This is a genomic window from Sphingopyxis sp. GW821-FHT12F08 (assembly GCF_058806755.1).
This window is the reverse complement of record NZ_JBXAQA010000002.1, coordinates 506,929-532,591: the sequence shown is the minus strand read 5'-3', so window position 1 is coordinate 532,591 and position 25,663 is coordinate 506,929. Positions and strand designations below refer to the sequence as shown.

Here is a 25,663-nt window from a genome sequence, read left to right as displayed (position 1 = left end):
CTTAGCCAGCGTCGCTCCGCTCGATCGGGCGCCGTGTCCGGCGGATGCGCGGCTCGCGTTCGAGTTCGCCCTTGGTCATGATCTCGTGCCGCATCTTGGCGCGCACGTCGTGGATCGAGGCGATCACCGGCCCCATTGCGACGCCCAGGTCGATCAGCACCGCTTCGGCGAGCTGCAGCGAGCTTTCGAGCGTTTCGGGCACCGCGTCGGTCGCACCCGCCTGGTAGAGCGCGGCGGCATGGTCCGAATCGCGCGCGCGACTGATGATCGGCAGGTCGGGATATTTGCGGCGCATCTGCTTGGTCATGCGCAGCTGCTGGACCGGGTCGTCCATCGTCAGCACGATCGCATGCGCGCTCTCGATGCCCAGCTTGTCGAGGCTGCCCGGCCGCGCGACGTCGGCGAAGCGCACGATGAACCCTTCGCGTCGCGCCGCCGCGACGGTGTCGATATCGGCATCGACCGCCACATAAGGCCGGTCATGCTCGCGCAGCAGCTGCGCCACGGTGTGGCCGACGCGGCCGAAGCCGACGACGACGGTGCGGCCCTCGGGGGTTTCGTCGGCCTGGGTATCGCCGCTGCGCATCTCGATCCGCCGCGCGATATCGTGGCCGACGCGAGCCAGCAAAGGCGTGATCGTCAGCCCGATCGCGGTGACGATCTGCCAGAATTCGGCGGTGTCGCGGCTGATCAGCTGCGCCTGCAGCGCGGTCGCGAGGACGATCAATGTGGTCTCCGACGGGCTCGCCATCAGCAGGCCGACTTCGGCCGCGGTGCCGCGCCGCGCCGCGCCCGAGAAGCGCAGCAGCGCGGCGGTGACCAGCGCCTTGACGACGACGACGCCGACCACCGCGGCGATCAGCGCGGGCCATTGCGCGGCGATCGTCTTGAGATTCAGCCCCATGCCGACGCTGATCAGGAACACCCCGAGCGCGAGGCCCTTGAAGGGCGCGGTGATCGCCTCGACTTCCTCATGATATTCGGTCTCGGCGATCATCAGCCCCGCGAGCAGCGCGCCGACGATCGGCGACAGGCCGACCGCGGCGGTCGCGAGCGCGGCGACGATGACGACGAGCAGGCTCGCGGCGAGGAACAGCTCGGGATCCTTGGCGCGCGCCGCCTGCGCGAAGATGCGCGGCAGCAGGAACCAGCCGCCGATCGCGAGCGCCGCGACGACGAGCACGCCCTGCCACAGCGTCGTCAGCGCCAACTCGGCGCTGTCGCCAGCCGCGGTCGGCGAGAGGGCGGCGAGGATGAAGATGATCGGGACAAGCGCCAGATCCTCGAACAACAGCATCGAGAAGCTCGCGCGCCCGACCGCCGACTTGGTCCCCGCGATCGGCAGCACGAGCGCGGTCGACGACAGCGCGAGCGCGATGCCGAGGCCATAGGCGGCGGCGGTCGAATGATTGCCGAACAGCAGCAGCGCGGTGCCGAGGATGCCGCCCGCGACGAACAGCTCGGCCGCGCCGATCCCGAACACCAGCTTCCTGAGCTGCCACAGGCGGCGGAACGAGAGTTCGAGCCCGATCGAGAAGAGCAGCAGGATGATGCCGAACTCGCCGAAGAGCGCGATATCCTCGGTCGAGGCAATGGTGACATGTTGCAGCCACGGATAATCGATCGCGAGCGCGCCCAGCCCCGACGGGCCGACGAGCAGCCCGACGAGGATGAAGCCGATCACCGGCGAAATCTTGAAGCGCGCAAAAGCCGGGATAACGACGCCCGCGGCGCCGAGGACCACCAGCGCGTTGCCGATGGCCGAAGTGTCGGTTTCAGATACCATAGGGGCCGACCTTATGCAGGCCGGCCCCGATTGGCTAGATCATTGTAATGTCATCCCGGCGAAGGGTGTTGAGAGGCGCGTGACTCTCAACACGATCTCGACCTGGCATGGTGACGCACCGGCGAGATTCCGGCTTTCGCCGAGATGACGAAAGGGGAATCAGGCGCCCATCTTGGCTTCGAGATTGTCGACGATCGCCTCGAAGAAACCCTCGGTGGTCAGCCAGTTCTGGTCGGGGCCGATCAGCAGCGCCAGGTCCTTGGTCATCTTGCCGCTCTCGACCGTCGCGACGCAGACCTTTTCGAGATCGTCGGCGAATTTGATCAGCGCGGCGTTGTCGTCGAGCTTGCCGCGATGCTTGAGCCCGCCGGTCCAGGCAAAGATCGACGCGATCGGGTTGGTCGAGGTCGCCTTGCCCTGCTGGTGCATGCGGTAGTGGCGGGTGACGGTGCCGTGGGCGGCTTCGGACTCCACGGTCTGGCCGTCGGGGGTCATCAGCACGCTGGTCATCAGGCCGAGCGAACCGAAGCCCTGCGCGACGGTGTCCGACTGGACGTCGCCGTCGTAATTCTTGCAGGCCCAGACGAACTTGCCGCTCCACTTGAGCGCCGAGGCGACCATGTCGTCGATCAGGCGGTGCTCGTAGACGATGCCGAGCGCGTCGAATTTCGTCTTGAATTCGGCGTTGAACACTTCCTCGAACAGGTCCTTGAAGCGGCCGTCATAGGCCTTGAGGATCGTATTCTTGGTCGAGAGGTACACCGGCCATTCGCGGGCGAGGCCGTAGTTCAGGCTGGCGCGCGCGAAGTCGCGGATCGAATCGTCGAGGTTGTACATGCCCATCGCGACGCCCGACGAGGGGAAGTGGAACACTTCCTCGTCGATCAGCGTGCCGTCCTCGCCTTCGAACACCAGGCGCAGCTTGCCGGGGCCGGGGACGCGGAAGTCGGTCGCCTTATACTGGTCGCCGAAGGCGTGGCGGCCGACGACGATCGGGTCGGTCCAGCCGGGGACGAGTCTGGGCACATTCTTCATCACGATCGGCTCGCGGAAGACGACGCCGCCCAGGATGTTGCGGATCGTACCGTTGGGCGACTTCCACATCTTCTTGAGGCCGAATTCCTCGACGCGGGCTTCGTCGGGGGTGATCGTGGCGCATTTCACGCCAACGCCATATTTCTTGATCGCGTTCGCGGCCTCGACGGTGATCTTGTCGTCGGTGCGGTCGCGTTCCTCGATGCCGAGGTCGTAATAATGGAGGTCGACGTCGAGATAGGGGAGGATCAGGCGCTCGCGAATCCATTGCCAGATGATCCGCGTCATTTCGTCGCCATCGAGTTCGACGACCGGGTTCGCTACCTTGATCTTGCCCATATGCGTGCCTTTTCCTTGGGGAGTCGAGTTGCAGCGGGCCTTAGGCAAAGCCGAGGCTTTGGTCAAACGTCGCAGTGGAACGACCAGCGGCTTATTCCGTTGTCAGTGAGAAGTCGCGACTCTAGAAGAAGCCCCCATGTCTTTCATCTCTTCCAACCGCCCCGGTGGCGGTATCAAATGGCACTGGCCCTCGATCCACCCCGAGGGGCGCAAATTCGTCCTGATCGCGGCGATCGTCACCCTCTGTTTCTTCCTGCTCGGCTGGCCGATCGTGCCGTGGCTGATGCTCGGCATCACCGCCTGGGTTGCGGCTTTCTTTCGCGATCCGGTGCGCGTCACCCCGGTGGGCAGCGACTTTATCGTCGCGCCCGCCGACGGGCTGATCACGCAGATCGCCGAAGTGCCGCCGCCGCCCGAGATCGCGGGCCCCGACGGATTGGGCGCCGCGCCGATGCTGCGTGTGTCGATCTTCATGAGCGTATTCGACGTCCACATCAACCGCACGCCGATCGCCGGTGTGCTGCGCAAGATCGTCTATATCCCCGGCAAATTCGTCAACGCCGACCTCGACAAGGCGAGCGAGGAGAATGAGCGTCAGCATTTCGTCGTCGAGCGCGCCGATGGCCTGCGCGTCGGTTTCACCCAGATCGCCGGGCTCGTCGCGCGGCGCATCCTGCCGTTCGTCGGCATGGGGCAGGAGGTTTCGACCGGCCAGCGCATCGGCCTGATCCGCTTCGGCAGCCGCGTCGACGTCTATCTCCCCGCCGGCACTACGCCGCAGGTGCTGCTCGGCCAGCGCACGCTCGCGGGCGAGACCGTGGTCGCGCGCATCGGCACCGCCGCGGTCATCGACGGTATCGGGCAATAGCATGGCCGAGCGCGAGGAGGTTCCGGCGGACGCCGCGGGGCGCCGCATCGGCGGGATCAGCCTGCGCGCCTTCGCGCCCAATGCGATCACCGTTCTTGCGCTCTGCTTCGGGCTGACCGGGGTTCGCTTCGCGATCGGCGGCCAGTTCGAATATGCGGTCGGCGCGGTCGTCCTGGCCGGCGTGCTCGACGGCATGGACGGACGCATCGCGCGGCTGCTGCGCGCGCAGAGCAAGTTCGGCGCCGAACTCGATTCGCTCTCCGACGTGATCGCCTTCGGCGTCGCGCCGGCGATGATCCTGTTCCTCTGGTCGCTGACCGACGCGCCGAAGTTCGGCTGGACCGCGGCGCTTGCGCTCGCGGTGTGCTGCGCGCTCCGCCTCGCGCGCTTCAATTCGCGCATGGACGCCGATTTCCAGCCGCACAAGTCGGCGGGCTTCATGACCGGCATCCCCGCGCCCGCGGGGGCAGGGCTGTCCTTCGTCCCCGTCTATCTGTGGCTGGTGACCGGCGACGATCTGTTCCGCCAATGGTATATCGTCATGCCCTGGGCGCTCGGCGTCGCGATGCTGATGATCTCGGCGATCCCGACCTACAGCTGGTCGTCGTTCCGCCTGCGCCGTTCGTGGCGGCTCTTCGCGCTCGCGGGGGTCGGCCTGTTCGGCGCGGCGCTCGTCACCGCACCGTGGCTGACATTGCTCGGGGTATGCGCGGTCTATCTGGCGCTGCTGCCTTTCGGGCTCGCGAGCTACGCGCGGGTCAGGCGGCGCGGCTGAGCTGGGGCGCGGCGTGGCCGGTCAGGCGCGCAGCGTCGCGGCGATCCGAACGGTGGCGCAGCTTGACGACATTGGCGGCGGGGCCGGGCCGCGGCGCACCGGCGGCCGGGAAGGCACCCTCGCCGAGCAGCGACGAGAGAATCGCATTTTCGTTGGTTTTGAGCATCGCCAGGATCACGATGATGCCCAGCCCGGCGGCAATCGCGAAGAGGAGAGCGGCGGCGACCTGAACCATCATCTTGTCCTTCCGGTTTCTTTGTGCGAAACCATGCCCATCGGCGACGGTTTCGTTACGCAAATCGTTCCATGTTCCCGCTTTGTTCTCAAGCGCTTTGCGACGAATGGAGTCATTTTGTCGCCAGGATGAGGCCGCCCGCCGTGCAGGGCGGCGCGGCGAATGCGACGAAAATCGCCGCTTGGCCCTTGCTTTTGACGGCGGCTGCCGCTAACGGCCCGCCCATTCCACATGGAAGGCGCACATAAACCGGTGCCGGGTCATCCGCTTGCGGACCCCGGTTCTTGCTTTCCAGAGGACCAACCGGAAGGAGAAAGACCATGGCGGCACCTGTCGTCACGATGCAGAATCTTATCGAAGCTGGCGCCCACTTCGGCCACCAGACCCACCGTTGGAACCCGCGCATGAAGCCGTATATCTTCGGCGCGCGCAACGGCATCCACATCCTCGACCTGTCGCAGACCGTGCCGCTCTTCGCGCGCGCGCTCGAATTCGTCGCCTCCTCGGCCGCCTCGGGCGGTAAGGTGCTGTTCGTCGGGACCAAGCGCCAGGCGCAGGGCCCGATCGCCGATGCGGCCCGCGCGTCGGGCCAGCATTTCGTCAACCACCGCTGGCTGGGCGGCATGCTCACCAACTGGAAGACGATCTCGAACTCGATCAAGCGTTTGAAGACGCTCGAAGAGCAGCTTTCGGGCGACACCTCGGGCCTCACCAAGAAGGAAGTGCTCAACCGCACCCGCGAACGCGACAAGCTCGAAATGTCGCTCGGCGGCATCCGCGACATGGGCGGCATTCCCGACGTGATGTTCGTGATCGACGCGAACAAGGAAGAGCTGGCGATCAAGGAAGCCAATGTCCTTGGCATTCCCGTCGTCGCGATCCTCGATTCGAACGTCTCGCCCGACGGCATCGCCTTCCCGGTACCGGCGAACGATGACGCCGCGCGCGCCATCCGCCTGTACTGCGACGCGATCGCCCAGGCGGCGACGCGTGGGGGCCAGCAGGCCCGCGCCGATCGCGGCGAAGATCTGGGCGCGGCTGTCGAGCCCGTCGCCGAGGAAGCGCTGACCGAAGCCGCTCCGGCTCCCGAAGCGACCGCGGCTGAAGAGGCTGCTGCTCCGGTGACTGAAGACGAGCAGGTCTCGCCCGAAGCCGCTGCTGAAACCGAACGCCAGAGCGACGCCTAAACAGCCGCTCGTTTGACTTGAGCGGCGCGCTGCGATCGACGCACGCGCCGCCTCGTCATCAGTTTGACTTATCGCCTCGCCATGCGCGCGGCGGACTGCAGGCGGTCATGACCGCCTGCCCCTTTTGGAAAGGATCACTCCATGGCTGAGATTACGGCCGCTCTCGTCAAGGAACTGCGCGACCGCACCGGCGCCGGCATGATGGACTGCAAGAAGGCGCTGGCCGAAAACGGCGGCGACATCGAAGCGTCGATCGACTGGCTGCGCACCAAGGGCCTTGCCGCCGCCGCCAAGAAGGCCGGCCGCGTCGCCGCCGAAGGCCTGGTCGGTGTCGCCACCGACGGCACTCGCGGCGCAATGGTCGAAGTGAACAGCGAGACCGACTTCGTTGCCAAGAACGAACAGTTCCAGGGCTTCGTCCGCGACGTCACCAACGTGGCGCTCGCCGGCAACCTGACCGACATCGATGCGCTGGGCGCGGCGGCCTATCCGGCCGGCGGCACCGTCGCCGAAGCGCTGACGCAGAACATCGCCACCATCGGCGAGAACCAGTCGCTGCGCCGCTCGGCGATCATGTCGGTGAACTCGGGCGTCGTCACCGCCTATGTCCACAACGCTGCGGCGCCGGGCATGGGCAAGATCGGCGTGCTCGTCGCGCTCGAATCGACCGCCGGCGCCGATGTCCTCGAACCGCTTGGCAAGCAACTCGCGATGCACGTCGCCGCCGCCAACCCGCTGGCGCTGAACGGCGACGACCTCGACGCCGATCTCGTCGCGCGCGAGCGTGCGATCGCCGAGGAGAAAGCAGCGCAATCGGGCAAGCCCGCCGACATCGTCGCCAAGATGGTCGACGGCGGCATCGCCAAGTTCCGCAAGGAAAATGCGCTGCTGTCGCAGCTGTTCGTGATGGACGGCAAGACCCCGGTCGCCGAAGTCGTCGCCGCCGCCGGCAAGGATGTCGGCGCGACGATCACGCTCAAGGGCTTTACCCGCTTCCAGCTCGGCGAAGGCATCGAGAAGGAAGAAAGCGATTTCGCGGCGGAAGTCGCGGCGGTCGCCGGCGTCTAAAAAGAAACGCGGGATTGCGGCGCGTGCGCGCGGCAGTCCGCTTGGCAATGGCGCGTGCCCGCTCTAGGGTGCGCGCCATTCGCATATTACAGATAGCGAGAGGTTCCCCCCCGACATGGCATTGCCCGGCATGAAACGCATTTTGCTCAAGCTGTCGGGCGAGGCGCTGATGGGCTCCACCCCCTTCGGCATCGACCCCGAGACGGTCGCGAGCATGGCGGCCGAGGTCAAGCAGGCCAAGGACAGCGGGCTCGAAATCTGCCTCGTCATCGGCGGCGGCAACATCTTCCGCGGCATGGCGGGCGCCGCCAAGGGCATGGACCGCGCGCAGGCCGACTATATGGGCATGCTCGCCACCGTGATGAACGCGCTCGCGATGCAGAATGCGCTCGAGCAATTGGGCGTCGAGACGCGCGTCCAGTCGGCGATCGAGATGGACAAGGTGTGCGAGCCGGTGATCCGCCGCCGCGCCGAGCGCCATCTCGAAAAGGGCCGCGTCGTGATCTTCGCCGCGGGCGTCGGCGCGCCCTATTTCACCACCGACAGCGGCGCCGCGCTACGCGCCGCCGAGATGAAGTGCGACGCGCTCTTGAAGGGCACCAGCGTCGACGGCGTCTATAACGCCGATCCCAAGCAGGATCCAAGCGCGGTGCGTTATAACACGCTCGGCTACGACCGCGTGCTCGCCGACAATCTTAAGGTGATGGACGCAAGCGCGGTGGCGCTGTGCCGCGACAATCATATCCCGATCGTGGTGTTCAACATCCGCGAGGCGGGCAATCTGGCACGCGTGCTGGCGGGCGAGGGTGTCTCGACCGTCGTCAGCGACGCTGCCGGGCATGCATAAGAGAGGAAGTTACCATGGCGAAATATGACAAGGCTGACCTCGAGCGCCGCATGCACGGCGCGGTCGAATCGCTGAAGAGCGACCTTTCGGGCCTGCGCACCGGCCGCGCGCACACCGCGCTGCTCGATCCGGTGACGGTCGAGGTCTATGGCAGCCACATGCCGCTCAACCAGGTTGCCTCGGTCAGCGCGCCCGAGCCGCGCATGCTGTCGGTGCAGGTGTGGGACAAGTCGAACGTCGGCCCGGTCGACAAGGCGATCCGCTCGGCGGGCCTCGGCCTCAACCCGATCGTCGACGGCCAGACGCTGCGCCTGCCGATCCCCGAAATGACGCAGGAGCGCCGCAAGGAGTTGTCGAAACTCGCCGGCCAATATGCCGAAAAGGCGCGCATCGCGGTCCGCAACGTCCGCCGCGACGGCATGGACAATCTGAAGACCGACGAGAATAAGAAGGAAATCAGCGAGGACGAGCGCAAGCGCCACGAAACCGAGGTGCAGAAGCTGACCGACGCGACGATCGCCGAACTCGACGCCGCCGCGACCGCCAAGGAAAAGGAAATCCTGGGCTAACGCATGCGCGACGGTACCGCCATCGCGCTCCTCCCCGGAACGGGGAGGGGGACCATGCGAAGCATGGTGGAGGGGTACCCTCTATCATGCGCTCCGTATGGCCTCACATGCCCCTCCACCACCTTTGGTGGTTCCCCTCCCCGTGCCGGGGAGGACCTATGAGCCAGGGCGCGCGCCATGTCGCCATCATCATGGACGGAAACGGCCGCTGGGCGAAGAAGCGGCTGCTGCCGCGCGTCGCCGGGCACAAGGCCGGGGTCGAGGCGGTGCGCACGATCGTGCGCGCGGCGGGCGACATGGGGCTCGAGGCGCTGACGCTCTACGCCTTCTCCTCGGAAAACTGGAAACGGCCCGAGGAGGAGGTCGCCGACCTGATGGGGCTGATGAAGCGCTTCATCCTCTCCGACCTCGACGAATTCGCCGCCAACGACGTCAAGCTGAAGGTCATCGGCAACTGGCGCGCGCTCGCGCCCGACGTCGTCGCGCTGATCGACAATGCGCTCGAACGGACGTCGGGCAACAAGCGCACCACGCTCGCCGTCGCGCTCAATTACGGCGCGCAGGACGAACTGGTACGCGCGGCGACCGCCGCCGCCGCCGGGGGCGCGATCACCGCCGAGGCGATCGAGGCGCATCTGGACACCGCCGACATGCCGCCGCTCGACCTCTTGATCCGCACCTCGGGCGAGGTGCGGCTGTCGAACTTCCTGCTGTGGCAGTCGGCCTATGCCGAGCTCTATTTCACCGACAAGCTCTGGCCCGATTTCGCACCCGCCGATCTGCAGGCGGCGCTCGACCAATTTGCGCGGCGCGAACGCCGCTACGGGGGACTTTGATGCTATCCTCCCGTGACTTGTACACTCTTAAGCCCCTCCCCTTCAGGGGAGGGCAGCGAGACTTGCGAACTTGTTCGTTAGTCGCTGCGGGTGGGGGCCATCGGCCTTGCGCAAGGCCGATGGCCCCCACCCCGACCCCTCCCCTGAAGGGGAGGGGCTTTATCCCTTTCCAGCAAGAAGGCTTCTGAACATATGAGCGCTGGAAAATCGGACCTGATGGTGCGCGTCGGATCGGCGATCGTGCTGCTCGCCATTGCGGGCGCGGCGCTGTGGTTCGGCGGCATCGCCTTCGCGCTGCTGCTCCTCGTCGGCGCGGCGCTGCTGCTCGTCGAATGGTTCGCGCTGGTGCGCGCGATGACGCTTTCGGGCGCAGCAAAAGGCGCGCTGATGGTCCTCGGCCCGCTACTGACGCTCGGCGCGGTCGGCGGCCTGTGGTTCATCCGCGACACGCTCGGCATGACCGCGGCCTTGTGGGTCTTCGCGATGGTGTGGGCGACCGACATCGGTGCCTATTTCGCGGGGCGCGCCTTCGGCGGCGCACGGCTTGCGCCCAAGATCAGCCCGTCGAAAACCTGGTCGGGGCTGTTCGGCGGCATGGTCGCCGCGCTCGTCGCGGGCGCGACGCTCGGCGACCGCGCGGGCATCATCGGCGTGCCCTTGTGGATCGGCCTCGTCATGGGCCTGCTCGCACAGCTCGGCGATCTCGGCCAGAGCTGGATGAAGCGCCGCGCGGGCGTCAAGGATTCGGGCAAGCTGATCCCCGGTCATGGCGGCGTCTTCGACCGCGTCGACGGGCTGCTGCCGGTCGCGCTGATCCTCGGCGGGCTCGCTTTCGCGGGCGAGCTCATCGTGCGGACGGCGCACTGATATGACGCGCCGCCTCTCGCTGTTCGGTGCGACGGGATCGGTGGGGCAATCGACCCTCGACCTCGTGCGCCGCGACGGCGAGGGCTGGCAGGTCGCGGTGCTGACCGCGCACAGTGACGTCACCGAACTGGCGAAACTCGCAAAGGAATTCCGCCCCGCGCTGGCGGTGATCGCCGACGAGGCACGCTACACCGACCTCGCCGAGGCGCTCGCGGGGACGGGGATCGAGGTGGCCGCGGGTGCCGACGCGCTGGTCGCGGCGGCAAAGGCGCCGACCGACCTCGTCATGGCGGCGATCGTCGGCTGCGCCGGGCTCGCCCCGACGATGGCGGCGCTCGAAGCCGGCACCCCGGTGGCGCTCGCCAACAAGGAGGCTTTGGTCTCGGCGGGCGCGCTGATGACCGCCGCGTCGCGGGCGTCGGGCGCACCGATCCTGCCGGTCGACAGCGAGCATAATGCGATCTTTCAGTGCCTCGCGGGCGGCCGGATCGATCAGGTCCGCCGCATCATCCTGACCGCGAGCGGCGGCCCGTTCCGGACGATGAGTGCCGACGACATGGCGCGCGTCACCCCCGCGCAGGCGGTCGCGCATCCCAACTGGTCGATGGGCGCCAAGATCAGCGTCGATTCGGCGACGATGATGAACAAAGGCCTCGAGCTGATCGAGGCGTTTCACCTCTTCCCCGTCGGGCTCGACCGCATCGAGATCCTCGTCCACCCGCAATCGGTGATCCACAGCCTCGTCGAATATATCGACTGCTCGACGCTGGCACAGCTGGGCTCGCCCGACATGCGCATCCCCATCGCCAGCGCGCTGGCCTGGCCCGACCGCATGGCGACGCCCTGTGCGCCGCTCGATCTCGCCAGCATCGCGCGGCTCGATTTCGAGGCGCCCGACGAGACGCGCTTTCCCGCCACCGCGCTCTGCCGCGCCGCGATCGGCGAGGGCGGCGCGCGCCCGGCGCAGCTCAACGCCGCGAACGAGGTGGCGGTCGCCGCCTTCCTCGCGGGCCGCATTTCCTTCCCCGCGATCGTCGACACGGTGCAGCGGGTGCTCGATGCCGCCGCGCCCGCCGCGCCGGCATCGCTTCACGACATATTCAGCGTCGATGCGTCATCGCGCACGGCTGCGCAGCATTTTGTGGATCGATACGAACATGCTTGAATCCCCGGGGTTCCTCTTCACCGTTCTGGCCTTCCTGCTGGTGCTCGGTCCGCTCGTGTTCGTGCACGAATATGGCCATTATATCGTCGGCCGCTGGTGCGGGGTGAAGGCCGACACCTTCTCGATCGGTTTCGGCCGCCGCATCCTCGGCTGGACCGACAAGCGCGGGACCGAATGGAAGGTCGGCTGGCTGCCGCTCGGCGGCTATGTCCAGTTCGCGGGCGACCGCGACGCGGTCAGCCAGCCCGACGCCAATTGGCAGAAATTGCCCGATGCCGAGCGTGCGCATAGCTTTCCCGCCCAGCCGGTGTGGAAGCGCGCGCTGATCGTCGCCGCGGGCCCGGTGACCAATTTCCTTTTCGCGATCCTGATCCTTGCGGGCTTCGCCTGGATCGGCGGGGTCGCGACCAACCCCGCGGTGATCGGCCTCGTCGAACCCAAATCGGCGGCGGCGGTCGCGGGACTGCAGCCGGGCGACCGTATCCTGTCGATCGACGGCCGCGCGATGGAGCGCTTCACCGATCTCCAGATGGCGGTCGCGCATCGCCCCGGCGAGACGATGAATATCCGCATCGAGCGCGGCGGCGCCGAACAGACGATCCAGCTCGCGCCGCGGCTGGTGAAGGACAAGGATCCGTTCGGCAATGATTTCGAACGCGCGGTGATGGGCGTCTCGCCCGGGCCGCCGGTGTTCGAACCCGTGCCATTGGTCGAGGCACCCCGCGTGGCGGTGCGCCAGACGGCGCAGATCGTCCGCCAGACAGTCGAAGTGCTCGGCCAGTTCCTCACCGGCCACCGCTCGATCAAGGACCTCAGCGGCCCGGTCAAGATCGCCAAGGTTTCGGGCGAGGCGGCGACGCTGGGCCCCGAAGCGCTGATCTTCTTCATCGCGCTGATCTCCATCAATCTGGGGTTCATAAATCTCTTGCCATTGCCGATGCTCGATGGTGGCCATTTGGTTTTTTACGGTTATGAAGCGGTGCGGCGGCGGCCGGCGCCCCCGCAGGCCCAGGAATGGGCCTTTCGTTTCGGCTTTGCGGCGATCGTCACGCTGATGCTGGTCGTGACTTTCAACGATTTGGGCTCAATCGGGGTTTGGGACCGGATCGCGCGCTTGATTGGATAAGCGGACTGGGGCAGGAGTGCGCGCGGACCCGTGGGCAAGCGGGTTCGTCGCTTTTTCGAGTTATTTTGCGGGATGAACAGCGTGGCTTCACACAAATTTTCGGCGCAGGCGCGTTTGGCTGCGTTCCTCATGGCGGGGACCATGCTCGCCGGCCCCGCGCTGGCGCAGGGCGTCCAGCCTCCCGTCGTCCCCGCGCCGACCGTTCCGGCGCCCGCTCCCGAAGCCGTCCCCGCGGCAACCACCGTCCGCTCGATCACCGTCACCGGCAACCAGCGGCTCGAGGCGCAGACGATCCTGTCGTACCTGCGCCTGCGCGTCGGTCAGACCTATAATCGCGCGACGCTCGACCAGGCGCTCAAGGATCTCGCTGCGACCGAGCTGTTCAAGGATTTCCAGATCAACGACGACAATGGCGCGCTGACGATTCAGGTCGTCGAAAACCCGGTGATCAACCGCGTCATCCTCGAAGGCAACAAGCGCCTCAAGGAAGACAAGATCCGCCCCGAGATCAAGCTCGCGCCGCGCCAGATCTTCACGCGCTCGAAGGTCCGCGCCGACGTCGCGCGCATCATCGAACTCTACAAGCGTCAGGGCCGCTTCGCCGCGACGGTCGAGCCCAAGATGGTGTCGCTCGATCAGAACCGCGTCGACGTCGTCTTCGAAATCAACGAGGGGCCGAAGTCGAAGGTCCGCCAGATCAACATCATCGGCAACGAGAAGTTCGGCGACGGCGATCTCAAGGACGAGATGGCGACCAAGGAATCGGGGCTGCTGACGATCCTGTCGTCGAACACCAGCTACGATCCCGACCGCCTGGCCTATGACCAGCAGAAGCTGCGCCTCTTCTATCTCTCGAACGGCTATGCCGACTTCCGCGTGATCTCGGCGGTCGCCGAACTGACGAGCAACAAGCAGGACTTCATCATCACCTATGTGGTCGAGGAAGGCGAGCGCTACAAATTCGGCAAGGTCGACGTCGAGAGCGAGCTGCGCGACTTCCGGCCCGAGACGCTGAAGACGCTGCTGCCGATGAAGGAAGGCGACTGGTACGACGCCAAGATGGTCGAGGACACGGTCGAAAGCCTCAGCGAGACCGCGGGCCTGTTCGGCTACGCCTTTGCCGACATCAATCCCGAATTCCGCCGCGACCCCGAAACGCGGACGATGGCGATCACCTTCAACGTCGCCGAAAGCCCGCGTACCTATGTCGAGCGGATCGACGTCAACGGCAACACGCTGACGCAGGACAAGGTCGTGCGCCGCGAATTCCGCCTGAACGAGGGCGATGCCTTCAACAGCTTCGGCGTCAAGCGCACCGAGAACCGCATCAACAGCCTCGGCTATTTCCAGGAAAATCTGGAGATCGAGCGCAAGGAGGGCAGCGCCCCCGACCGCATCATCCTCGAAACCAATGTCGAGGAAAAGCCGACGGGCGAGCTGTCGCTGTCGGCGGGCTTCTCGTCGATCGAGAATTTCCTGCTCCAGGCGTCGGTGCGCCAGCGCAACTTCCGCGGCCTCGGCCAGCAATTGCAGGCGTCGGTCAATTATTCGAGCTATTCGAAGTCGGTCGAACTGGGCTTCACCGAGCCTTATCTGTTCGACCGCAACATCTCGATCGGCGGCAGCATCTATCGCCGCGACCTCAATTCCTTCGGTTTCGGCGTCAACAACGATCGCCGCACGACCTTCGAACAGGTCACCACCGGCGCGCAGGTCACCGTCGGCGTGCCGCTGACCGAATATCTGTCCGCGTTTGGGCGTTACAGCCTGAACTACGACGATGTGTCGCTCAGCCGCGACCCCGCCGACGGCTTTTACTTCGGCGGCCAGTGCGACATTCTCCGCGCCGGCCGCTACCTGTGCGATGCGATCGGCAAGCGTACGACTTCGCTGCTGGGTTTCACCATCGCCTATGACGACCGCGATAACCGTCTGCGCCCGACGCGCGGCCAGTCGCTGTCGCTCAGCCAGGATTTCGCCGGCCTCGGCGGCAGCGTCAAATATGTTCGCACGCGCCTGTCGGGCAGCAAGCATTTCAACCTCGGCAGCCGCTTCATCCTCAATATCTCGGGCGAGGGCGGCTATATCTATCCCTTCGGTAGCGCGCCGACCGCGACCAGCGACAAGGTCCGCCTGACCGATCGCTTCTTCCTGGGTGAGCCGCAGATGCGCGGCTTCGATATCCGCGGCATCGGCCCGCGCGTCATCCGCTTCACCGATGTCGACCTGGCCGATCCCGCCAACCCGGTGCTCAACGCCAGCCTGGCCGACCGTCGCAACCTGTTCGACGATGCGCTGGGCGGCCGCGCTTATTATCAGGGCCGCGTCGAGCTCGACATTCCGCTCGGCACCGGCGCGAAGGAACTGGGGCTGCGTCCGTCGGTGTTCCTCGACATCGGTTCGGTGTTCGGCGTGAAGCGCCCGACACTCACGACCTTGGCGAGTTTCAAGGACCCGACCGACAATCTCACCAAATTCCTGTGCCGCAACGCCACGACGGGCGTTCAGCAGTTCGCGACGCGCGATTTGAACACCGACGGCACGCCGAACGGCAACAGCTATACCACTTGCCCCACCGGCTTCTCGCAGCTCGCGCCGTTCGAGGAACGCTTCTACGGCGACAGCTGGAAGCCGCGCGTCGCGATCGGTGCCGGCGTCAACTGGAACTCTCCTTTCGGTCCCTTCCGGATCGATTTCGCTTACGCCCTTCGCAAAGAAGAGGGCGATGACACCAAACGCTTCTCATTCAACGTAGGAACCCAATTCTAATGAAGAAAATTCTTGTCGCATCGGCGCTGGCGATCGCCACGCTGTCGGTTTCGCCGATGCTCGCCGCCCCGGCCTTCGCCCAGGCGAAGGGCGTTGCCGTCGCCGACGTTCGCGTCGCCGCCGCGCGTTCGAATGCCTTCACCGTCGCCAGCGGTCAGATCGAAACGACCTACAAGGCGCAGATCGATCAGCAGAACACCCGCGCCCAGACGCTGCAGGCCGAAGTCAACGTCCTCATCGCCAAATATAACGAGGAAGCGAAGAAGAGCCCGCAGAACCAGACCGCGCTCCAGGCCGCCGGCAAGGCGGTGCAGGACAAGCGTCAGGCCGCGAGCGCCGAACTCGGCCAGATCGGCGCGCCTGTCGAGCTCGCCGTCGCCTATGTCGAGGACCAGATCAGCGTCCGCATGAACGAGGCGATCAAGGCCGCGATGACCGCGAAGAAGGTCGACCTGCTGCTCAACCCCGACGCGGTGCTCGCGCGAGAGAATAATGTCGACATCACCGACGCGGTGGTGACCGAGCTCAACCGCATCCTGCCCAACGTCTCGATCGCGGTGCCGGCCGGCTATCAGCCCGGTCAGCTCGTCCAGCAGCGCAACCAGCAGCTGATGGACGCGGCGCGCGCGGCACAGGGCACGACCCCGGCCGCTCCGGCGCCGACCGGCAGCGCGCCGACCACCCGCTAAGATCGTGGCGGACGGGGAAATCTCGGACGGCGCCATGGGTCCGGTGGATATCCGCCGGATTCTGACGCTGCTGCCGCATCGTTATCCGATGCTGCTCGTCGACCGGGTGGAATCGATGGTGAAGGACACCTCGATCCACGCGGTCAAGGCGGTGACGATGAACGAGCCCTATTTCCAGGGCCATTTCCCCGGCCGGCCGATCATGCCCGGCGTGCTCATCGTCGAGGCGCTGGCGCAGGCCGGCGGCATCCTCGCGGTCGAATCGCTCGGCCTCGGCGGTTCGGGCAAGCTCGTCTATTTCATGGGGATCGACGGGGTGAAGTTCAGGAAGCCGGTCGAACCCGGCGTCCTGCTCGACCTTCACGTCACCATCCTCCAGGCGAAGCGCAACATCTGCAAGTTCGAGGGCAAGGCGATGCTGGGCGGCCAGCTGGCGACCGAATGCCAGTTCACCGCGATGATCGCCGACCCGCCGAGCGACTAACCACCTACTTGCCAAATCCAGCTTTCGCCGTTAGGGGACGCCGCTTCGCGGCCCCCGACGGGGCGGCATCGACTCACGCTGCTGGTCGGTAACCAGTGGCACAGGAGCCCAGACATGAAAAAAGACATTCATCCCGCTTATCACATGATCACGGTCAAGATGACCGATGGCACCGAATATCAGACGCGCTCGACCTGGGGCAAAGAGGGCGACACGATGACGCTCGAAATCGACCCGACGGCGCACCCGGCATGGACCGGCGGCACCGGACGTCTGCTCGACGCGGGCGGCCAAGTCGCGAAGTTCAACAAGCGTTTCGGTGGGCTCACCCTCAAGCGTTAATTCGCGTCCTCAGCCGAGGACTTTCGCAAGCGCGCTTTGCCACCCGGCAAGGCGCGTTTCGCGTTTCCGGGCATCGAGCGCCGGGGTGAAGCGCGTCGCGGTGCCGCGCATCGCCTGCGCCGCGCTCGCCAGATCGGGGTAGAGGCCGGCCCCGGTGGCCGCCAGCATGGCCGCGCCCAACGCGGTGCTCTCGACGAAACCAGGCCGCTCGACCACCAGGTCCAGCATGTCGGCCAGGTCCTGCGCCATCCAGTCGTTCGCCGCCATGCCGCCGTCGATGCGCAGTTCGGCCCAGTCGACCCCGTCGGCGGCGAAGGCGGCTTTCAGGTCGTGGGCCTGATAGGCCTGCGCTTCCAATGCCGCGCGCGCGACATGCGCCTTGCTGCTCGCGAAGCTCAGCCCCGACAGCGCCGCCAGCGCCTCGGGCCGCCAATGCGGCGCGCCGAGCCCGGCGAGTGCGGGAACCAGATAGACCCCGCCATTGTCCTCGACCGATCGCGCCAGCCCCTCGCTCTCGCCCGCGCTGGCGAGCAGCCCCAGTCCGTCGCGCAGCCATTTGATCAGGCTGCCCGCGACGAACACCGAGCCTTCGAGTGCGTAGCTGCGCACCTCGCCTTCCTGCACCAGCACCGTCGCGAGCAGGCGGTTGTTCGATACCGGGCGCGTCGTGCCGCTCGCCGACAGGATGAAAGCGCCGGTGCCGAAGGTCGCCTTGGTCTGGCCGGGCGCAAGACACGCCTGGCCGATCGTTGCCGCCTGCTGGTCGCCCGCCATGCCGCTGATCGGAATCGCGCCGCCGAACAGCGCCGGGTCGGTCGTCCCGACCGTCGCCGTGCAGCCGGCGATTTCGGGGAGCAGATTCATCGGCACGCCGAGCATGTCGCACAGGCCCGCATCCCAGCCGCCTGTGCCATTGATGTCCATAAGCAGCGTGCGCGAAGCGTTGCTCGCATCGCTGACATGCACCCCGCCGGTCAGGCGATAGACGAGGTAGGATTCGATCGTCCCGACCGCGAGCCGATCACGCGCCTCGCGAAGCTGCGGCCAGTTCCGGAACGCCCAGCCGATCTTGCTGCCCGAAAAATAGGGGTCGAGCAGCAGCCCGGATTTCGCCTGCACCGCCGGCTCGTGCCCCGCTTCCTTCAGCGCCGCGCAGTCGGCGGCGGTGCGCCGGTCCTGCCACACGATCGCGGGCGCCAGCGGCTCGCCGGTGGTGCGGTCCCAGAACACCACCGTCTCGCGCTGGTTGGTGATGCCGATCGCCGCGACGGCATCGGCGCCGCCTGCCTGCGCCACCATCTCGCGCGTGCAGGCGAGGGTGGCCTCCCAGATTTCGGCGGCATCATGCTCGACCAGCCCCGGGGCGGGATAATGCTGCCGGAACTCGCGCTGCGCGCTGCCGAGCGGGGTGCCGTCGACGGCGAAGAGCATCGTGCGGGTCGAGGTCGTGCCCTCGTCGATCACGATGATCTTTTCGGCCAATGCACATCCCCTCTTTGCCGGAGAGTCTGCCAAAGGCGGTGGGGTAGGACAAGGGTTCACGCGGAGACGCGGAGACGCGGAGATGAAAAATGCGCGCAGAGGCGCTGAGGGCGCAGAGAAGAGGAAATGGCGGCGAAGCCGCCGATAGTCTCCTCCTTTTCCTCCGCGCCTCCGCGTCTCCGCGTGAACCAATCTCGGCGACCTCTGCGCCTCTGCGCGAGTCCTCCTTCTTTCTTCCCACGACGCCTGAGCAATAATCTTGCAATTCCGCGCAACCCATGCCATATGTTGTGCAGCGCAGCATGGCGGGTTCCCCGCCGCAACCACCGGCAGCGTGATTTTCCCGCCCAGATCAGGCGCGGGACGAGCCGGACCAGCGCTTTGTCCCCAGAGGCACCCTTTCACGCGGGTCGTTTCGAACCCGCGGCCCGTGCGCCGTCCGTTCGATGCGAACGGATGCGCCTGCGCGTCGCCCATAGTGAGTATTTTATGACGACTTTTAACGACTTTGGCCTGCACGCCGACATCAATCGCGCGCTCGCCGCCAAGGATTATACCGTTCCCACCCCGATCCAGGTGCAGGCGATCCCGCCGCTGATGAAGGGCCGCGACCTGTGCGGCATCGCGCAGACCGGCACCGGCAAGACCGCCGGTTTCTCGCTGCCCTCGATCCATCACCTTTTGACCTATCCGCACCGCCCGACACCGCGCGGTTGCCGCATGCTCGTGCTCGCGCCGACGCGCGAACTCGCCGCGCAGATCGCGCAGAGCTGCCGCGACTATGGCCGCTTCACCAAGCTGCGCGTCTCGACCGTCTTCGGCGGCGTGCCGATCAACAAGCAGATCCGCGACCTCGCGCAGGGCGTCGAAATCCTCGTCGCCACGCCGGGCCGCCTGCTCGACCTGATCGACCAGCGCGCGCTGCGCCTCGACGACGTCGAAATCTTCGTCCTCGACGAGGCCGACCAGATGATGGACATGGGCTTCATCCACTCGCTGCGCCGCATCGCCAAGCTGCTGCCCTCGCGCCGCCAGAACCTCTTCTTCTCGGCGACGATGCCGAAGGAAATCGCGCACCTCGCCGAACAGTTCCTCGAGGATCCGGTGACCGTGTCGGTGACGCCGCAGGCGACCACCGTCGAAAAGATCCGCCAGTTTTCGACCTTTGTCGAGCAGAAGGAAAAGCAGGCGCTGCTCCACTCGGTCGTCGCCAGTGAGGATATCGACCGCGCATTGATCTTCACCCGTACCAAGCATGGCGCCGACCGCGTCGTGCGTCACCTTGCGGGCGCCGGGATCAAGGCGATGGCGATCCATGGCAACAAGAGCCAGTCGCAGCGCACCCATGCGCTGCAGGCCTTCCGCTCGGGCGACATCAAGCTGCTCGTCGCGACCGATATCGCCGCGCGCGGCATCGACGTGTCGGGCGTCAGCCATGTCATCAACTTCGAGATCCCGAACGTTCCGGAGCAATATGTCCACCGCATCGGCCGCACCGCGCGTGCCGGCGCCGAGGGCAAGGCGATAAGCTTCATCGCCCCCGACGAGCGTCCGTATATGCGCGACATCGAGCGCGTTACGCGGAGCAAGTCCGAGCCGATGCCGCTGCCCGAGAATTTCAACGAGCTGGTGCGCAACCTGCCGAAGCCGGCACAGCCGCCGCGCGACACCGGCAGCCAGGGCCGGAACCCGCAGCGCCAGCGTCAGGACGCCATGCGCGGCCGCGGTGGCGCCAAGCCCGGCGGCGATCGTAGTCCGCGCCGTGACGGCGCCGCCGGCGAGGGTGCGGAGGGGCAGCGCAAGCGCCGCTTCCGCCCGCGCAACAAGAGCGTCGGTGCGCACAAGGGCGCGGTGACCCGCGTCAACTGATCCGGACCGCCGCCGTTCGATGCGCCAATTCTTGGTACATTGACGGCGGCCCCGGGTGCGGTAGGGTCTCCCCAGGGTCTGGGGAGGCACGATGATCGACGACGACGAATATGAGCCGTTGCCGCCGCGTCCGATGATGCGGCGCAAGCGCGTGCTGATCCCGCTCGGACTGCTGCTTGCGCTCCTTATCGTCTTTCTGTGGCTGCGCACCCCCGACACCGACCGCGATGAAATGATCGCCAAATATGGCGGCCCCGCGGCGACCTTCGTCGCGGGGCCCGCCGGCCAGCGCATCCATTACCGAGACCAGGGCAAGCGCGACGGCCCCGCGATCATTCTGCTCCACGGCTCGAACGCCAGCCTCCACACCTGGGAGCCGCTGGTAAAGCGGCTCCGCGCGGATTACCGCATCGTCACGCTCGATCTGCCCGGCCACGGCCTCACCGGCGGCACCCCTGACAAGGATTATGGCGCCGACGGCATGGGCGCTGCGGTCGACGTCGTTGCGGCCAAGCTCGGGCTCGACCGCTTCGTTCTCGGCGGCAATTCGATGGGCGGCTGGGTCGCATGGCGCTATGCGCTCGGTCATCCGGACCGCGTCGACGCGCTGCTGCTGCTCGACGCCAGCGGTATGCCGCTGCGCGAAGGGGAGAAACGCCCCGAATCGAACATCGGCTTCCGCGTGCTCGAATATCGCCTCGGCCGCTGGCTCGCGACGCGGATCACCCCGCGGATGCTCGTCGAACAGTCGCTGCGCGGTTCGGTCGAGAAACAGGGCATCGTCGACGAGCCGATGATCGACCGCTATTGGGAGCTGCTGCGCTTCCCCGGCAACCGCGAGGCGACGGTGCTGCGCGCGCGCATGGACCGCGAACCCGCGATGGCGGCGCGGGTGGGCGAGATTGAAGCTCCCACATTGATCCTCTTCGGCAAGCAGGACAGGCTGATCAACGCGACGGCGGCCGATACTTTCCACCAACGGATCGAAGGCTCGGAGGTCGTGCTGCTGGACGGCATCGGCCATCTGCCGATGGAGGAAGCGCCCGACGCAACCGCCGCGGCGATCGCCGACTTTCTCAAGCGGCGGCTTGCGCCCGCGCCGGCCGGTCCAGGAACGCGCTGATCCGCGTCGAAATTGCCGCCGCATGGGTGAAGGGGAACAGGTGCGATCCCGGCACCACCTCGAGCACCGCGCCGTCGATCAGCTCGGCGAGCATCTGGCCATAGCAGGCGGGCATCACGCCATCCTGCTCGCCCATCAGCACCAAAGTCGGGATCTCCTTGAGCCCGGGCAGGAAGGCCATACTGGTCCATCCGGCCATCGCGGCGGTCTGATAAGCGATGCCGAGCGGCGTCGCGGTCTGGATCTTGAGCCCGCTCGCCTGCATGTCGCTATCGAACAAGGCGCCCCATCCGATGCCGGGCGCCCCCATCACCGGGGTCGTCGCCATCAGCACCAGATGCCCGACGCGGCCGGGAAACTGTACTGCGATCTGCTGGGCCAGCGCGCCGCCCCAGCTGAAGCCCGCAAGGTCGACCGTCCGGTGATCGAAGCGGCCGGCGATTTCCATCACCACCGCCGCCATCGTCGGCGCGCCATAGGGGATCAGCGCATCGGGCGAACCGCCCACGCCGGGCATGTCGAGCGTCCACACCTCGCGTCCCATGATCTGCGCCAGCAGCGGCGCCGCGGCGCCGATATCGGCGCCGATGCCGTTGAGGAACAGCAGGGGCGTTCCCGGCGCCCCGGCCCGCCAGCGCGCGACGCGCAGCGTCAGGCCATAAACATGTTCGGTGCTGAGGGCGGGCTTGCCGCTGATCCTGCTCATGGCCCGTGCCTTGGCAGCTTTTGGTGACCGGCGAAAGTCCGCTAATCCCCGCTTCGTCATCCCGGCGAAGGCCGGGATCTCGCTGGTGCGTTTTGCAGCGAGGTCGAGATCCCGGCCTTCGCCGGGATGACGGAAGGAAATCAACCGCCTAGACTTGCTGTTGCGCTTCGCGATCGGCCTTTTCGTAGCGCAGGCAGTCGAAAATCTTCGCGCCCGCCAGGAACACCGAGCCGCTGCATGCGAGCAGCAGCAGCTTGCCGCCGACCCCCGGATATTCGTCGATATAGATCATCCCGCGCGCGATCGCGCCGACCCCGAGCGCATAGATGATGAGGCAAGCCTCGAACTTGGTCTTGATGACGAACAGGCGTCCGATTTTCTTCAGCATCACCATAGCCTGAGCAAGAGCCGTGCCAGTGGCGCAAATCGGGGATTCGATGCCGCGGGCTTATGGTAAATTGTAAATTAACTCGACAGCCGAGGGAAGAGGCGGGCGCCGATTTTGTCCGCCCCAAATTGGAAAGCGGCACCCCCGCATCGCTGCCGGGGTGCCGCTGACTGACGTCCCAGGGTCGCAGAAGGGCCGGCAGTTGCGGTCTTATCGGTAACCCCGGCGATGCCCGCATCCTTCATATGAAGGATGGATCGCAATTTCTCAGCCCGGCGTCGTCGCCGCGATCCGCGCGAGCAGGGCGGCGAGGTCGGCCTGCCGCGTGCAGCCGGTCTTTTCGAGGATACGGCTCAGCTGGCTGCGCACCGTGCTGATCGCGACATCGCCCTCCGCGGCGATCGCCTCGGGCGTCTCGCCGCCAGCGATGCCTCTGGCGACGCGCGCCTCCGACGGGGTCAGGTCGAACAGGGATTTCATCAGCGTCGCCGACGGGGCGCGCTCCGATGCGACGGGGATCAGCAGCATCAGCGCGAAGCTGTCGCCGAACACGTCGTGCGCGCTGCGCCGCACCGGGACGACATGCGCGACCAGCTCGGGATGGCCCGCGGCGTCGCGGATCGGGAAGGAGCGCACCTGATCGCCCGCGTCGCTGCCGAGCGCTGCCAATGCCTCCGCCAGCATCCGGTCGGCCGCCTTGTCGGCGAGGTGCAGCCGGCCCGTCGCGCCCCATACCAGCTGGTCTTTCAGTTCCAAAGCCAGCAGACTCGCCTCGGCGACCTCGCCGCTGGCGTGGAGCAGCAGCGCGGGCAGGCGCAGCGCCGCCAACGCCTCGGTCGCGCCCTCGGCGCGCTTCAGCTGCAGCCGCGCGCTGACCAGCGCGCTGCGCGCGATATGCGGGCGGAGCCCGTTCAGCCGCGCCACATTCTCGGGCTCGATCGGCCCGCCGTCGAAGGCCCGCTCGACGCTGAACACGATATTGTCGCCCGTCGGCACCTGCAGCCCGGTTCCCGCCGACCAGCCGAGCCCGCGCGGGCGAAAGAAGTCGCGGTACACCGGATCGGCGCTCAGCTCCTCCTCGCTCCAGAAATCATATTCGACGAAAAAGGACGGCGCTTCCTGGCTCATCAGGCAGACGCGGCGGCTGCATTTGCCGAACCAGCCGTCGTTGACATAGGCGTCGAAGGCGTCGGCGACGCTGTCCGACGCGGTCCAGTGCAGCGCCTTGCGCGCCGAGAACAACAGCCCGCCGGTCGATCCCGCGAGCGCCGCGACATCGTCGAGCACGCCCGGCCAGGCCTCGGGCACCACCGAGCATTCGTAGATCCGGTCGATCAGGTCGTCGCGCATGCTGGCCCCTCGGCACAATGGAAGGCCATTGTCGGCGTCTGGTCGCGAAATGCAAGGGTGGCGGCGGCGGAGGGCGTTTTGGTTTCCCGACCGTCCCCTGTTTCCGTTCGTGTCGAGCGAAGTCGAGACACCCCGAAGGCAGGCGCTTCCCAAGCGTGTCTCGACTTCGCTCGACACGAACGGGATTTATGTGGCGGCTTGCCTCCGCTCACCGCGCCCGAATAAACGTCCGCACATCCTCGGACAATTTATGCCGGTCCTCGTCGCGGATATACATCATGTGGCCCGCGCCATAATAGGTGTAGTGGATGCGGCCCTGCGGGATGCCGGTGCGCGACAGCGCATATTCGGCGGCGAAAAAGGGCGTCGCAAAGTCGTAATAGCCCTGCGCGACGAGGACCTTCAGCCCGGAATTTTCGCGCAAGGCCTGGCCGATATAGGGCGCGACGTTGAGATAGGCGTTGGTGTCGCGCCCGCCGATGCGCCAGTCCCACTGGCCGCCGATGCCGCCGATCGACTGATATTCGCGGTCGGTCTTGAAACCGAGCGTCTCGCGGCTCCAGCTGTTGATCGCCGCCGTATATGAGGCGTCGATGCCATAGAAGCTGGGGTCGTTGTCGGGCCCTTCGCCGGCATTGTCGTAATCCTTGCCGGTGTAGCGGCTGTCGAGGCGGCCGACGGTGAGCCCGCGGTCGCGGAGCAGCTCCTTGTAGAAGCGCTGCGGCGTGACGCGGAGGTCGGCGTTTTCGAGATAGGTTTCGGACAGGCCGGTGAAGCGCGCGAGGTCGCGGCGGATCGCGGCGCGCTCCTCGCCCTGCAATTTCTGGCCCTTGAGCAGCGCCGACGCATAGGGGCCAATCGCCCATTGCCGTGCTTCCTCGACGAAACCTTCGACCGATGAGGCCTGCGCCTTGCCATGGTAGAGCGCGGTCGCGGCCATCGACGGCAGGTTGGTGATCGGCGACAGCTCGTTGCCCGGCGTGTCGGCACCCGCCGCGAAATCGAGCACGGTCGAGATCAGGATGATGCCGTTCAAGGCCACGTCGTTATAGGTGTCGTTCATCAACTCGTTGGCGACCGCCGCCGAGCGGGTGGTGCCATAGCTTTCGCCGCCCAGATATTTGGGGCTGTTCCAGCGGCCATTGTCGTTGAGCCAGAGACGGATGACCGACGCGACGAGCTTCGCATCCTGCGTGACCCCATAATAGTCCTTGGGGTCGGCCTTGCCGATCAGGTGCGAGAAACCGGTGCCCGGCGGGTCGATGAACACGACGTCGGTGACATCGAGCAAAGCGTCGGGATTGTCGACGATCGGATAGGGCGGGGCGCCGTCGTCGATGCCGGTGCCGGGGATCGCGACGCGCTTCGGCCCGAAGGCGCCCATCATCAGCCACACGGTGCCCGAGCCCGGGCCGCCGTTGAACAGGAAGGTCACCGGGCGGTTCGGGTCGCGCGGTTCCTTGACATAGGCGGTGGTCACCACCGCCACTTCGGGCACGCCGTCCTTGTTCTTGATGATCGTCTCGCCGATCGTCGCGGCATAGTTGATGCGCTGGCCGCCGAAGGTGCCGCTGAGATTGGTCGTGCGGACCTGCGGTTCGACATCTGCGGGCTTTTCGGCCTTCGCCTTATCGGCAGGCGCATCCTGTGCGTGGACGGCGACAGGCGCGGCAAGGGTGAGCGCCAGGGCGATAAGCGACGGACCCGATTTCATGGTTGTTTCTCCCCGGTTAGGCCGCGGACGCTAGTTTGCGCGCG

General features: G+C 66.5%; 24 protein-coding genes. 16 read left to right on the top strand and 8 right to left on the bottom strand.

Going from position 1 to position 25,663, the window contains the following annotated elements:
• Nucleotide 1: 1 nt before the first annotated feature.
• Nucleotides 2-1,786 (bottom strand): cation:proton antiporter domain-containing protein, encoded by a 1,785-nt coding sequence (locus tag AC1RNQ_RS07350; protein WP_493170092.1) that lies wholly within the window; start codon nt 1,784-1,786, stop codon nt 2-4.
• A gap of 159 nt (nt 1,787-1,945) precedes the next feature.
• Complete coding sequence (locus AC1RNQ_RS07345; protein ID WP_493170091.1) at nt 1,946-3,160, bottom strand: NADP-dependent isocitrate dehydrogenase; 1,215 nt, start codon at nt 3,158-3,160, stop codon at nt 1,946-1,948.
• 136 nt (nt 3,161-3,296) lie between these two features.
• Between AC1RNQ_RS07345 and AC1RNQ_RS07340 the strand changes: the two genes are divergently transcribed.
• Together AC1RNQ_RS07340 and AC1RNQ_RS07335 are read left to right on the top strand one after the other, a co-directional pair.
• Entirely contained in the window at nt 3,297-4,028 is a 732-nt protein-coding gene (locus AC1RNQ_RS07340) for a phosphatidylserine decarboxylase (protein ID WP_493170089.1), read from the top strand.
• 1 nt (nt 4,029) lies between these two features.
• On the top strand, nt 4,030-4,803 hold the full coding sequence (locus AC1RNQ_RS07335; protein ID WP_493170088.1) for a CDP-alcohol phosphatidyltransferase family protein: 774 nt from the start codon (nt 4,030-4,032) through the stop codon (nt 4,801-4,803).
• Here AC1RNQ_RS07335 and AC1RNQ_RS07330 read toward each other — a convergent pair.
• A complete protein-coding gene (locus AC1RNQ_RS07330) occupies nt 4,787-5,101 on the bottom strand; it encodes a hypothetical protein (RefSeq protein WP_493170087.1) in 315 nt (104 codons plus the stop codon). The genes AC1RNQ_RS07335 and AC1RNQ_RS07330 overlap by 17 nt on opposite strands.
• A gap of 257 nt (nt 5,102-5,358) precedes the next feature.
• Between AC1RNQ_RS07330 and rpsB the strand changes: the two genes are divergently transcribed.
• The 12 genes from rpsB (at nt 5,359) to rpmE (ending at nt 16,987) form a co-directional block, all read left to right on the top strand.
• Nucleotides 5,359-6,225, top strand: a complete 867-nt coding sequence (gene rpsB, locus AC1RNQ_RS07325; RefSeq protein ID WP_493170085.1) for a 30S ribosomal protein S2 — start codon at nt 5,359-5,361, stop codon at nt 6,223-6,225.
• A gap of 141 nt (nt 6,226-6,366) precedes the next feature.
• Nucleotides 6,367-7,293: a translation elongation factor Ts gene (tsf, locus tag AC1RNQ_RS07320; RefSeq protein ID WP_493170084.1), complete on the top strand. Its 927-nt coding sequence runs from the start codon at nt 6,367-6,369 to the stop codon at nt 7,291-7,293.
• A 115-nt stretch (nt 7,294-7,408) separates the two neighbouring features.
• Nucleotides 7,409-8,140: a UMP kinase gene (gene pyrH / locus AC1RNQ_RS07315; protein ID WP_493170082.1), complete on the top strand. Its 732-nt coding sequence runs from the start codon at nt 7,409-7,411 to the stop codon at nt 8,138-8,140.
• Between the two features lie 14 nt (nt 8,141-8,154).
• The gene (gene frr / locus AC1RNQ_RS07310; RefSeq protein ID WP_493170080.1) at nt 8,155-8,709 is read left to right on the top strand and encodes a ribosome recycling factor; all 555 of its coding nucleotides are present in this window, start codon (nt 8,155-8,157) and stop codon (nt 8,707-8,709) included.
• A 158-nt stretch (nt 8,710-8,867) separates the two neighbouring features.
• The gene (uppS, locus tag AC1RNQ_RS07305) at nt 8,868-9,545 is read left to right on the top strand and encodes a polyprenyl diphosphate synthase (protein ID WP_493170079.1); all 678 of its coding nucleotides are present in this window, start codon (nt 8,868-8,870) and stop codon (nt 9,543-9,545) included.
• A 192-nt stretch (nt 9,546-9,737) separates the two neighbouring features.
• The gene (locus AC1RNQ_RS07300) at nt 9,738-10,412 is read left to right on the top strand and encodes a phosphatidate cytidylyltransferase (RefSeq protein ID WP_493170077.1); all 675 of its coding nucleotides are present in this window, start codon (nt 9,738-9,740) and stop codon (nt 10,410-10,412) included.
• 1 nt (nt 10,413) lies between these two features.
• Nucleotides 10,414-11,577, top strand: a complete 1,164-nt coding sequence (locus AC1RNQ_RS07295; protein WP_493170075.1) for a 1-deoxy-D-xylulose-5-phosphate reductoisomerase — start codon at nt 10,414-10,416, stop codon at nt 11,575-11,577.
• Entirely contained in the window at nt 11,570-12,703 is a 1,134-nt protein-coding gene (gene rseP, locus AC1RNQ_RS07290) for an RIP metalloprotease RseP (protein ID WP_493170599.1), read from the top strand. Before AC1RNQ_RS07295 ends, rseP begins: the two co-directional genes overlap by 8 nt.
• 72 nt (nt 12,704-12,775) lie before the next feature.
• On the top strand, nt 12,776-15,472 hold the full coding sequence (gene bamA, locus AC1RNQ_RS07285; protein ID WP_493170074.1) for an outer membrane protein assembly factor BamA: 2,697 nt from the start codon (nt 12,776-12,778) through the stop codon (nt 15,470-15,472).
• Nucleotides 15,472-16,161 carry an OmpH family outer membrane protein gene (locus tag AC1RNQ_RS07280; protein WP_493170073.1) on the top strand — a complete coding sequence of 230 codons (690 nt, stop codon included), beginning with the start codon at nt 15,472-15,474 and terminating at the stop codon, nt 16,159-16,161. Before bamA ends, AC1RNQ_RS07280 begins: the two co-directional genes overlap by 1 nt.
• A 34-nt stretch (nt 16,162-16,195) precedes the next feature.
• Nucleotides 16,196-16,645 carry a 3-hydroxyacyl-ACP dehydratase FabZ gene (gene fabZ / locus AC1RNQ_RS07275; RefSeq protein ID WP_493170071.1) on the top strand — a complete coding sequence of 150 codons (450 nt, stop codon included), beginning with the start codon at nt 16,196-16,198 and terminating at the stop codon, nt 16,643-16,645.
• A gap of 114 nt (nt 16,646-16,759) precedes the next feature.
• Nucleotides 16,760-16,987 (top strand): 50S ribosomal protein L31, encoded by a 228-nt coding sequence (rpmE, locus tag AC1RNQ_RS07270; protein ID WP_493170069.1) that lies wholly within the window; start codon nt 16,760-16,762, stop codon nt 16,985-16,987.
• A 9-nt stretch (nt 16,988-16,996) separates the two neighbouring features.
• Here the strand turns inward: rpmE and AC1RNQ_RS07265 are convergent, their stop codons facing one another.
• The gene (locus AC1RNQ_RS07265; RefSeq protein WP_493170067.1) at nt 16,997-18,469 is read right to left on the bottom strand and encodes a glycerol kinase; all 1,473 of its coding nucleotides are present in this window, start codon (nt 18,467-18,469) and stop codon (nt 16,997-16,999) included.
• A gap of 489 nt (nt 18,470-18,958) precedes the next feature.
• Here AC1RNQ_RS07265 and AC1RNQ_RS07260 point away from each other — a divergent pair, with 489 nt between their 5' ends.
• A complete protein-coding gene (locus AC1RNQ_RS07260; RefSeq protein ID WP_493170066.1) occupies nt 18,959-20,338 on the top strand; it encodes a DEAD/DEAH box helicase in 1,380 nt (459 codons plus the stop codon).
• Between the two features lie 91 nt (nt 20,339-20,429).
• Entirely contained in the window at nt 20,430-21,461 is a 1,032-nt protein-coding gene (locus tag AC1RNQ_RS07255; protein WP_493170064.1) for an alpha/beta fold hydrolase, read from the top strand.
• Here the strand turns inward: AC1RNQ_RS07255 and AC1RNQ_RS07250 are convergent.
• From AC1RNQ_RS07250 to AC1RNQ_RS07235, 4 genes are all read right to left on the bottom strand, one after another.
• Nucleotides 21,415-22,167: an alpha/beta fold hydrolase gene (locus AC1RNQ_RS07250; protein WP_493170063.1), complete on the bottom strand. Its 753-nt coding sequence runs from the start codon at nt 22,165-22,167 to the stop codon at nt 21,415-21,417. The two genes, AC1RNQ_RS07255 and AC1RNQ_RS07250, sit on opposite strands and share 47 nt — an antisense overlap.
• Nucleotides 22,168-22,315: 148 nt before the next feature.
• Nucleotides 22,316-22,555, bottom strand: coding sequence for a hypothetical protein (locus AC1RNQ_RS07245; RefSeq protein ID WP_493170061.1), 240 nt, complete (start codon nt 22,553-22,555; stop codon nt 22,316-22,318).
• 267 nt (nt 22,556-22,822) lie between these two features.
• On the bottom strand, nt 22,823-23,905 hold the full coding sequence (locus tag AC1RNQ_RS07240; protein WP_493170060.1) for a helix-turn-helix transcriptional regulator: 1,083 nt from the start codon (nt 23,903-23,905) through the stop codon (nt 22,823-22,825).
• Nucleotides 23,906-24,113: 208 nt separating this feature from the next.
• A complete protein-coding gene (locus AC1RNQ_RS07235; protein WP_493170058.1) occupies nt 24,114-25,619 on the bottom strand; it encodes a S10 family peptidase in 1,506 nt (501 codons plus the stop codon).
• Nucleotides 25,620-25,663 lie beyond the last annotated feature (44 nt).

Excerpts from the sequence above, each read along its gene's own strand:
- frr (WP_493170080.1), top strand. The coding sequence starts at position 8,155 with ATGGCGAAATATGACAAGGCTGACCTCGAGCGCCGCATGCACGGCGCG.
- AC1RNQ_RS07255 (WP_493170064.1), top strand. The coding sequence starts at position 20,430 with ATGATCGACGACGACGAATATGAGCCGTTGCCGCCGCGTCCGATGATG.
- AC1RNQ_RS07345 (WP_493170091.1), bottom strand. The coding sequence starts at position 3,160 with ATGGGCAAGATCAAGGTAGCGAACCCGGTCGTCGAACTCGATGGCGAC.
- rpsB (WP_493170085.1), top strand. The coding sequence starts at position 5,359 with ATGGCGGCACCTGTCGTCACGATGCAGAATCTTATCGAAGCTGGCGCC.
- uppS (WP_493170079.1), top strand. The coding sequence starts at position 8,868 with ATGAGCCAGGGCGCGCGCCATGTCGCCATCATCATGGACGGAAACGGC.
- AC1RNQ_RS07335 (WP_493170088.1), top strand. The coding sequence starts at position 4,030 with ATGGCCGAGCGCGAGGAGGTTCCGGCGGACGCCGCGGGGCGCCGCATC.
- AC1RNQ_RS07280 (WP_493170073.1), top strand. The coding sequence starts at position 15,472 with ATGAAGAAAATTCTTGTCGCATCGGCGCTGGCGATCGCCACGCTGTCG.
- AC1RNQ_RS07260 (WP_493170066.1), top strand. The coding sequence starts at position 18,959 with ATGACGACTTTTAACGACTTTGGCCTGCACGCCGACATCAATCGCGCG.
- AC1RNQ_RS07295 (WP_493170075.1), top strand. The coding sequence starts at position 10,414 with ATGACGCGCCGCCTCTCGCTGTTCGGTGCGACGGGATCGGTGGGGCAA.
- pyrH (WP_493170082.1), top strand. The coding sequence starts at position 7,409 with ATGGCATTGCCCGGCATGAAACGCATTTTGCTCAAGCTGTCGGGCGAG.
- fabZ (WP_493170071.1), top strand. The coding sequence starts at position 16,196 with ATGGGTCCGGTGGATATCCGCCGGATTCTGACGCTGCTGCCGCATCGT.
- AC1RNQ_RS07245 (WP_493170061.1), bottom strand. The coding sequence starts at position 22,555 with ATGCTGAAGAAAATCGGACGCCTGTTCGTCATCAAGACCAAGTTCGAG.
- AC1RNQ_RS07250 (WP_493170063.1), bottom strand. The coding sequence starts at position 22,167 with ATGAGCAGGATCAGCGGCAAGCCCGCCCTCAGCACCGAACATGTTTAT.
- AC1RNQ_RS07240 (WP_493170060.1), bottom strand. The coding sequence starts at position 23,905 with ATGCGCGACGACCTGATCGACCGGATCTACGAATGCTCGGTGGTGCCC.
- bamA (WP_493170074.1), top strand. The coding sequence starts at position 12,776 with ATGAACAGCGTGGCTTCACACAAATTTTCGGCGCAGGCGCGTTTGGCT.
- AC1RNQ_RS07350 (WP_493170092.1), bottom strand. The coding sequence starts at position 1,786 with ATGGTATCTGAAACCGACACTTCGGCCATCGGCAACGCGCTGGTGGTC.
- AC1RNQ_RS07235 (WP_493170058.1), bottom strand. The coding sequence starts at position 25,619 with ATGAAATCGGGTCCGTCGCTTATCGCCCTGGCGCTCACCCTTGCCGCG.
- AC1RNQ_RS07300 (WP_493170077.1), top strand. The coding sequence starts at position 9,738 with ATGAGCGCTGGAAAATCGGACCTGATGGTGCGCGTCGGATCGGCGATC.
- rpmE (WP_493170069.1), top strand. The coding sequence starts at position 16,760 with ATGAAAAAAGACATTCATCCCGCTTATCACATGATCACGGTCAAGATG.
- tsf (WP_493170084.1), top strand. The coding sequence starts at position 6,367 with ATGGCTGAGATTACGGCCGCTCTCGTCAAGGAACTGCGCGACCGCACC.
- rseP (WP_493170599.1), top strand. The coding sequence starts at position 11,570 with ATGCTTGAATCCCCGGGGTTCCTCTTCACCGTTCTGGCCTTCCTGCTG.
- AC1RNQ_RS07340 (WP_493170089.1), top strand. The coding sequence starts at position 3,297 with ATGTCTTTCATCTCTTCCAACCGCCCCGGTGGCGGTATCAAATGGCAC.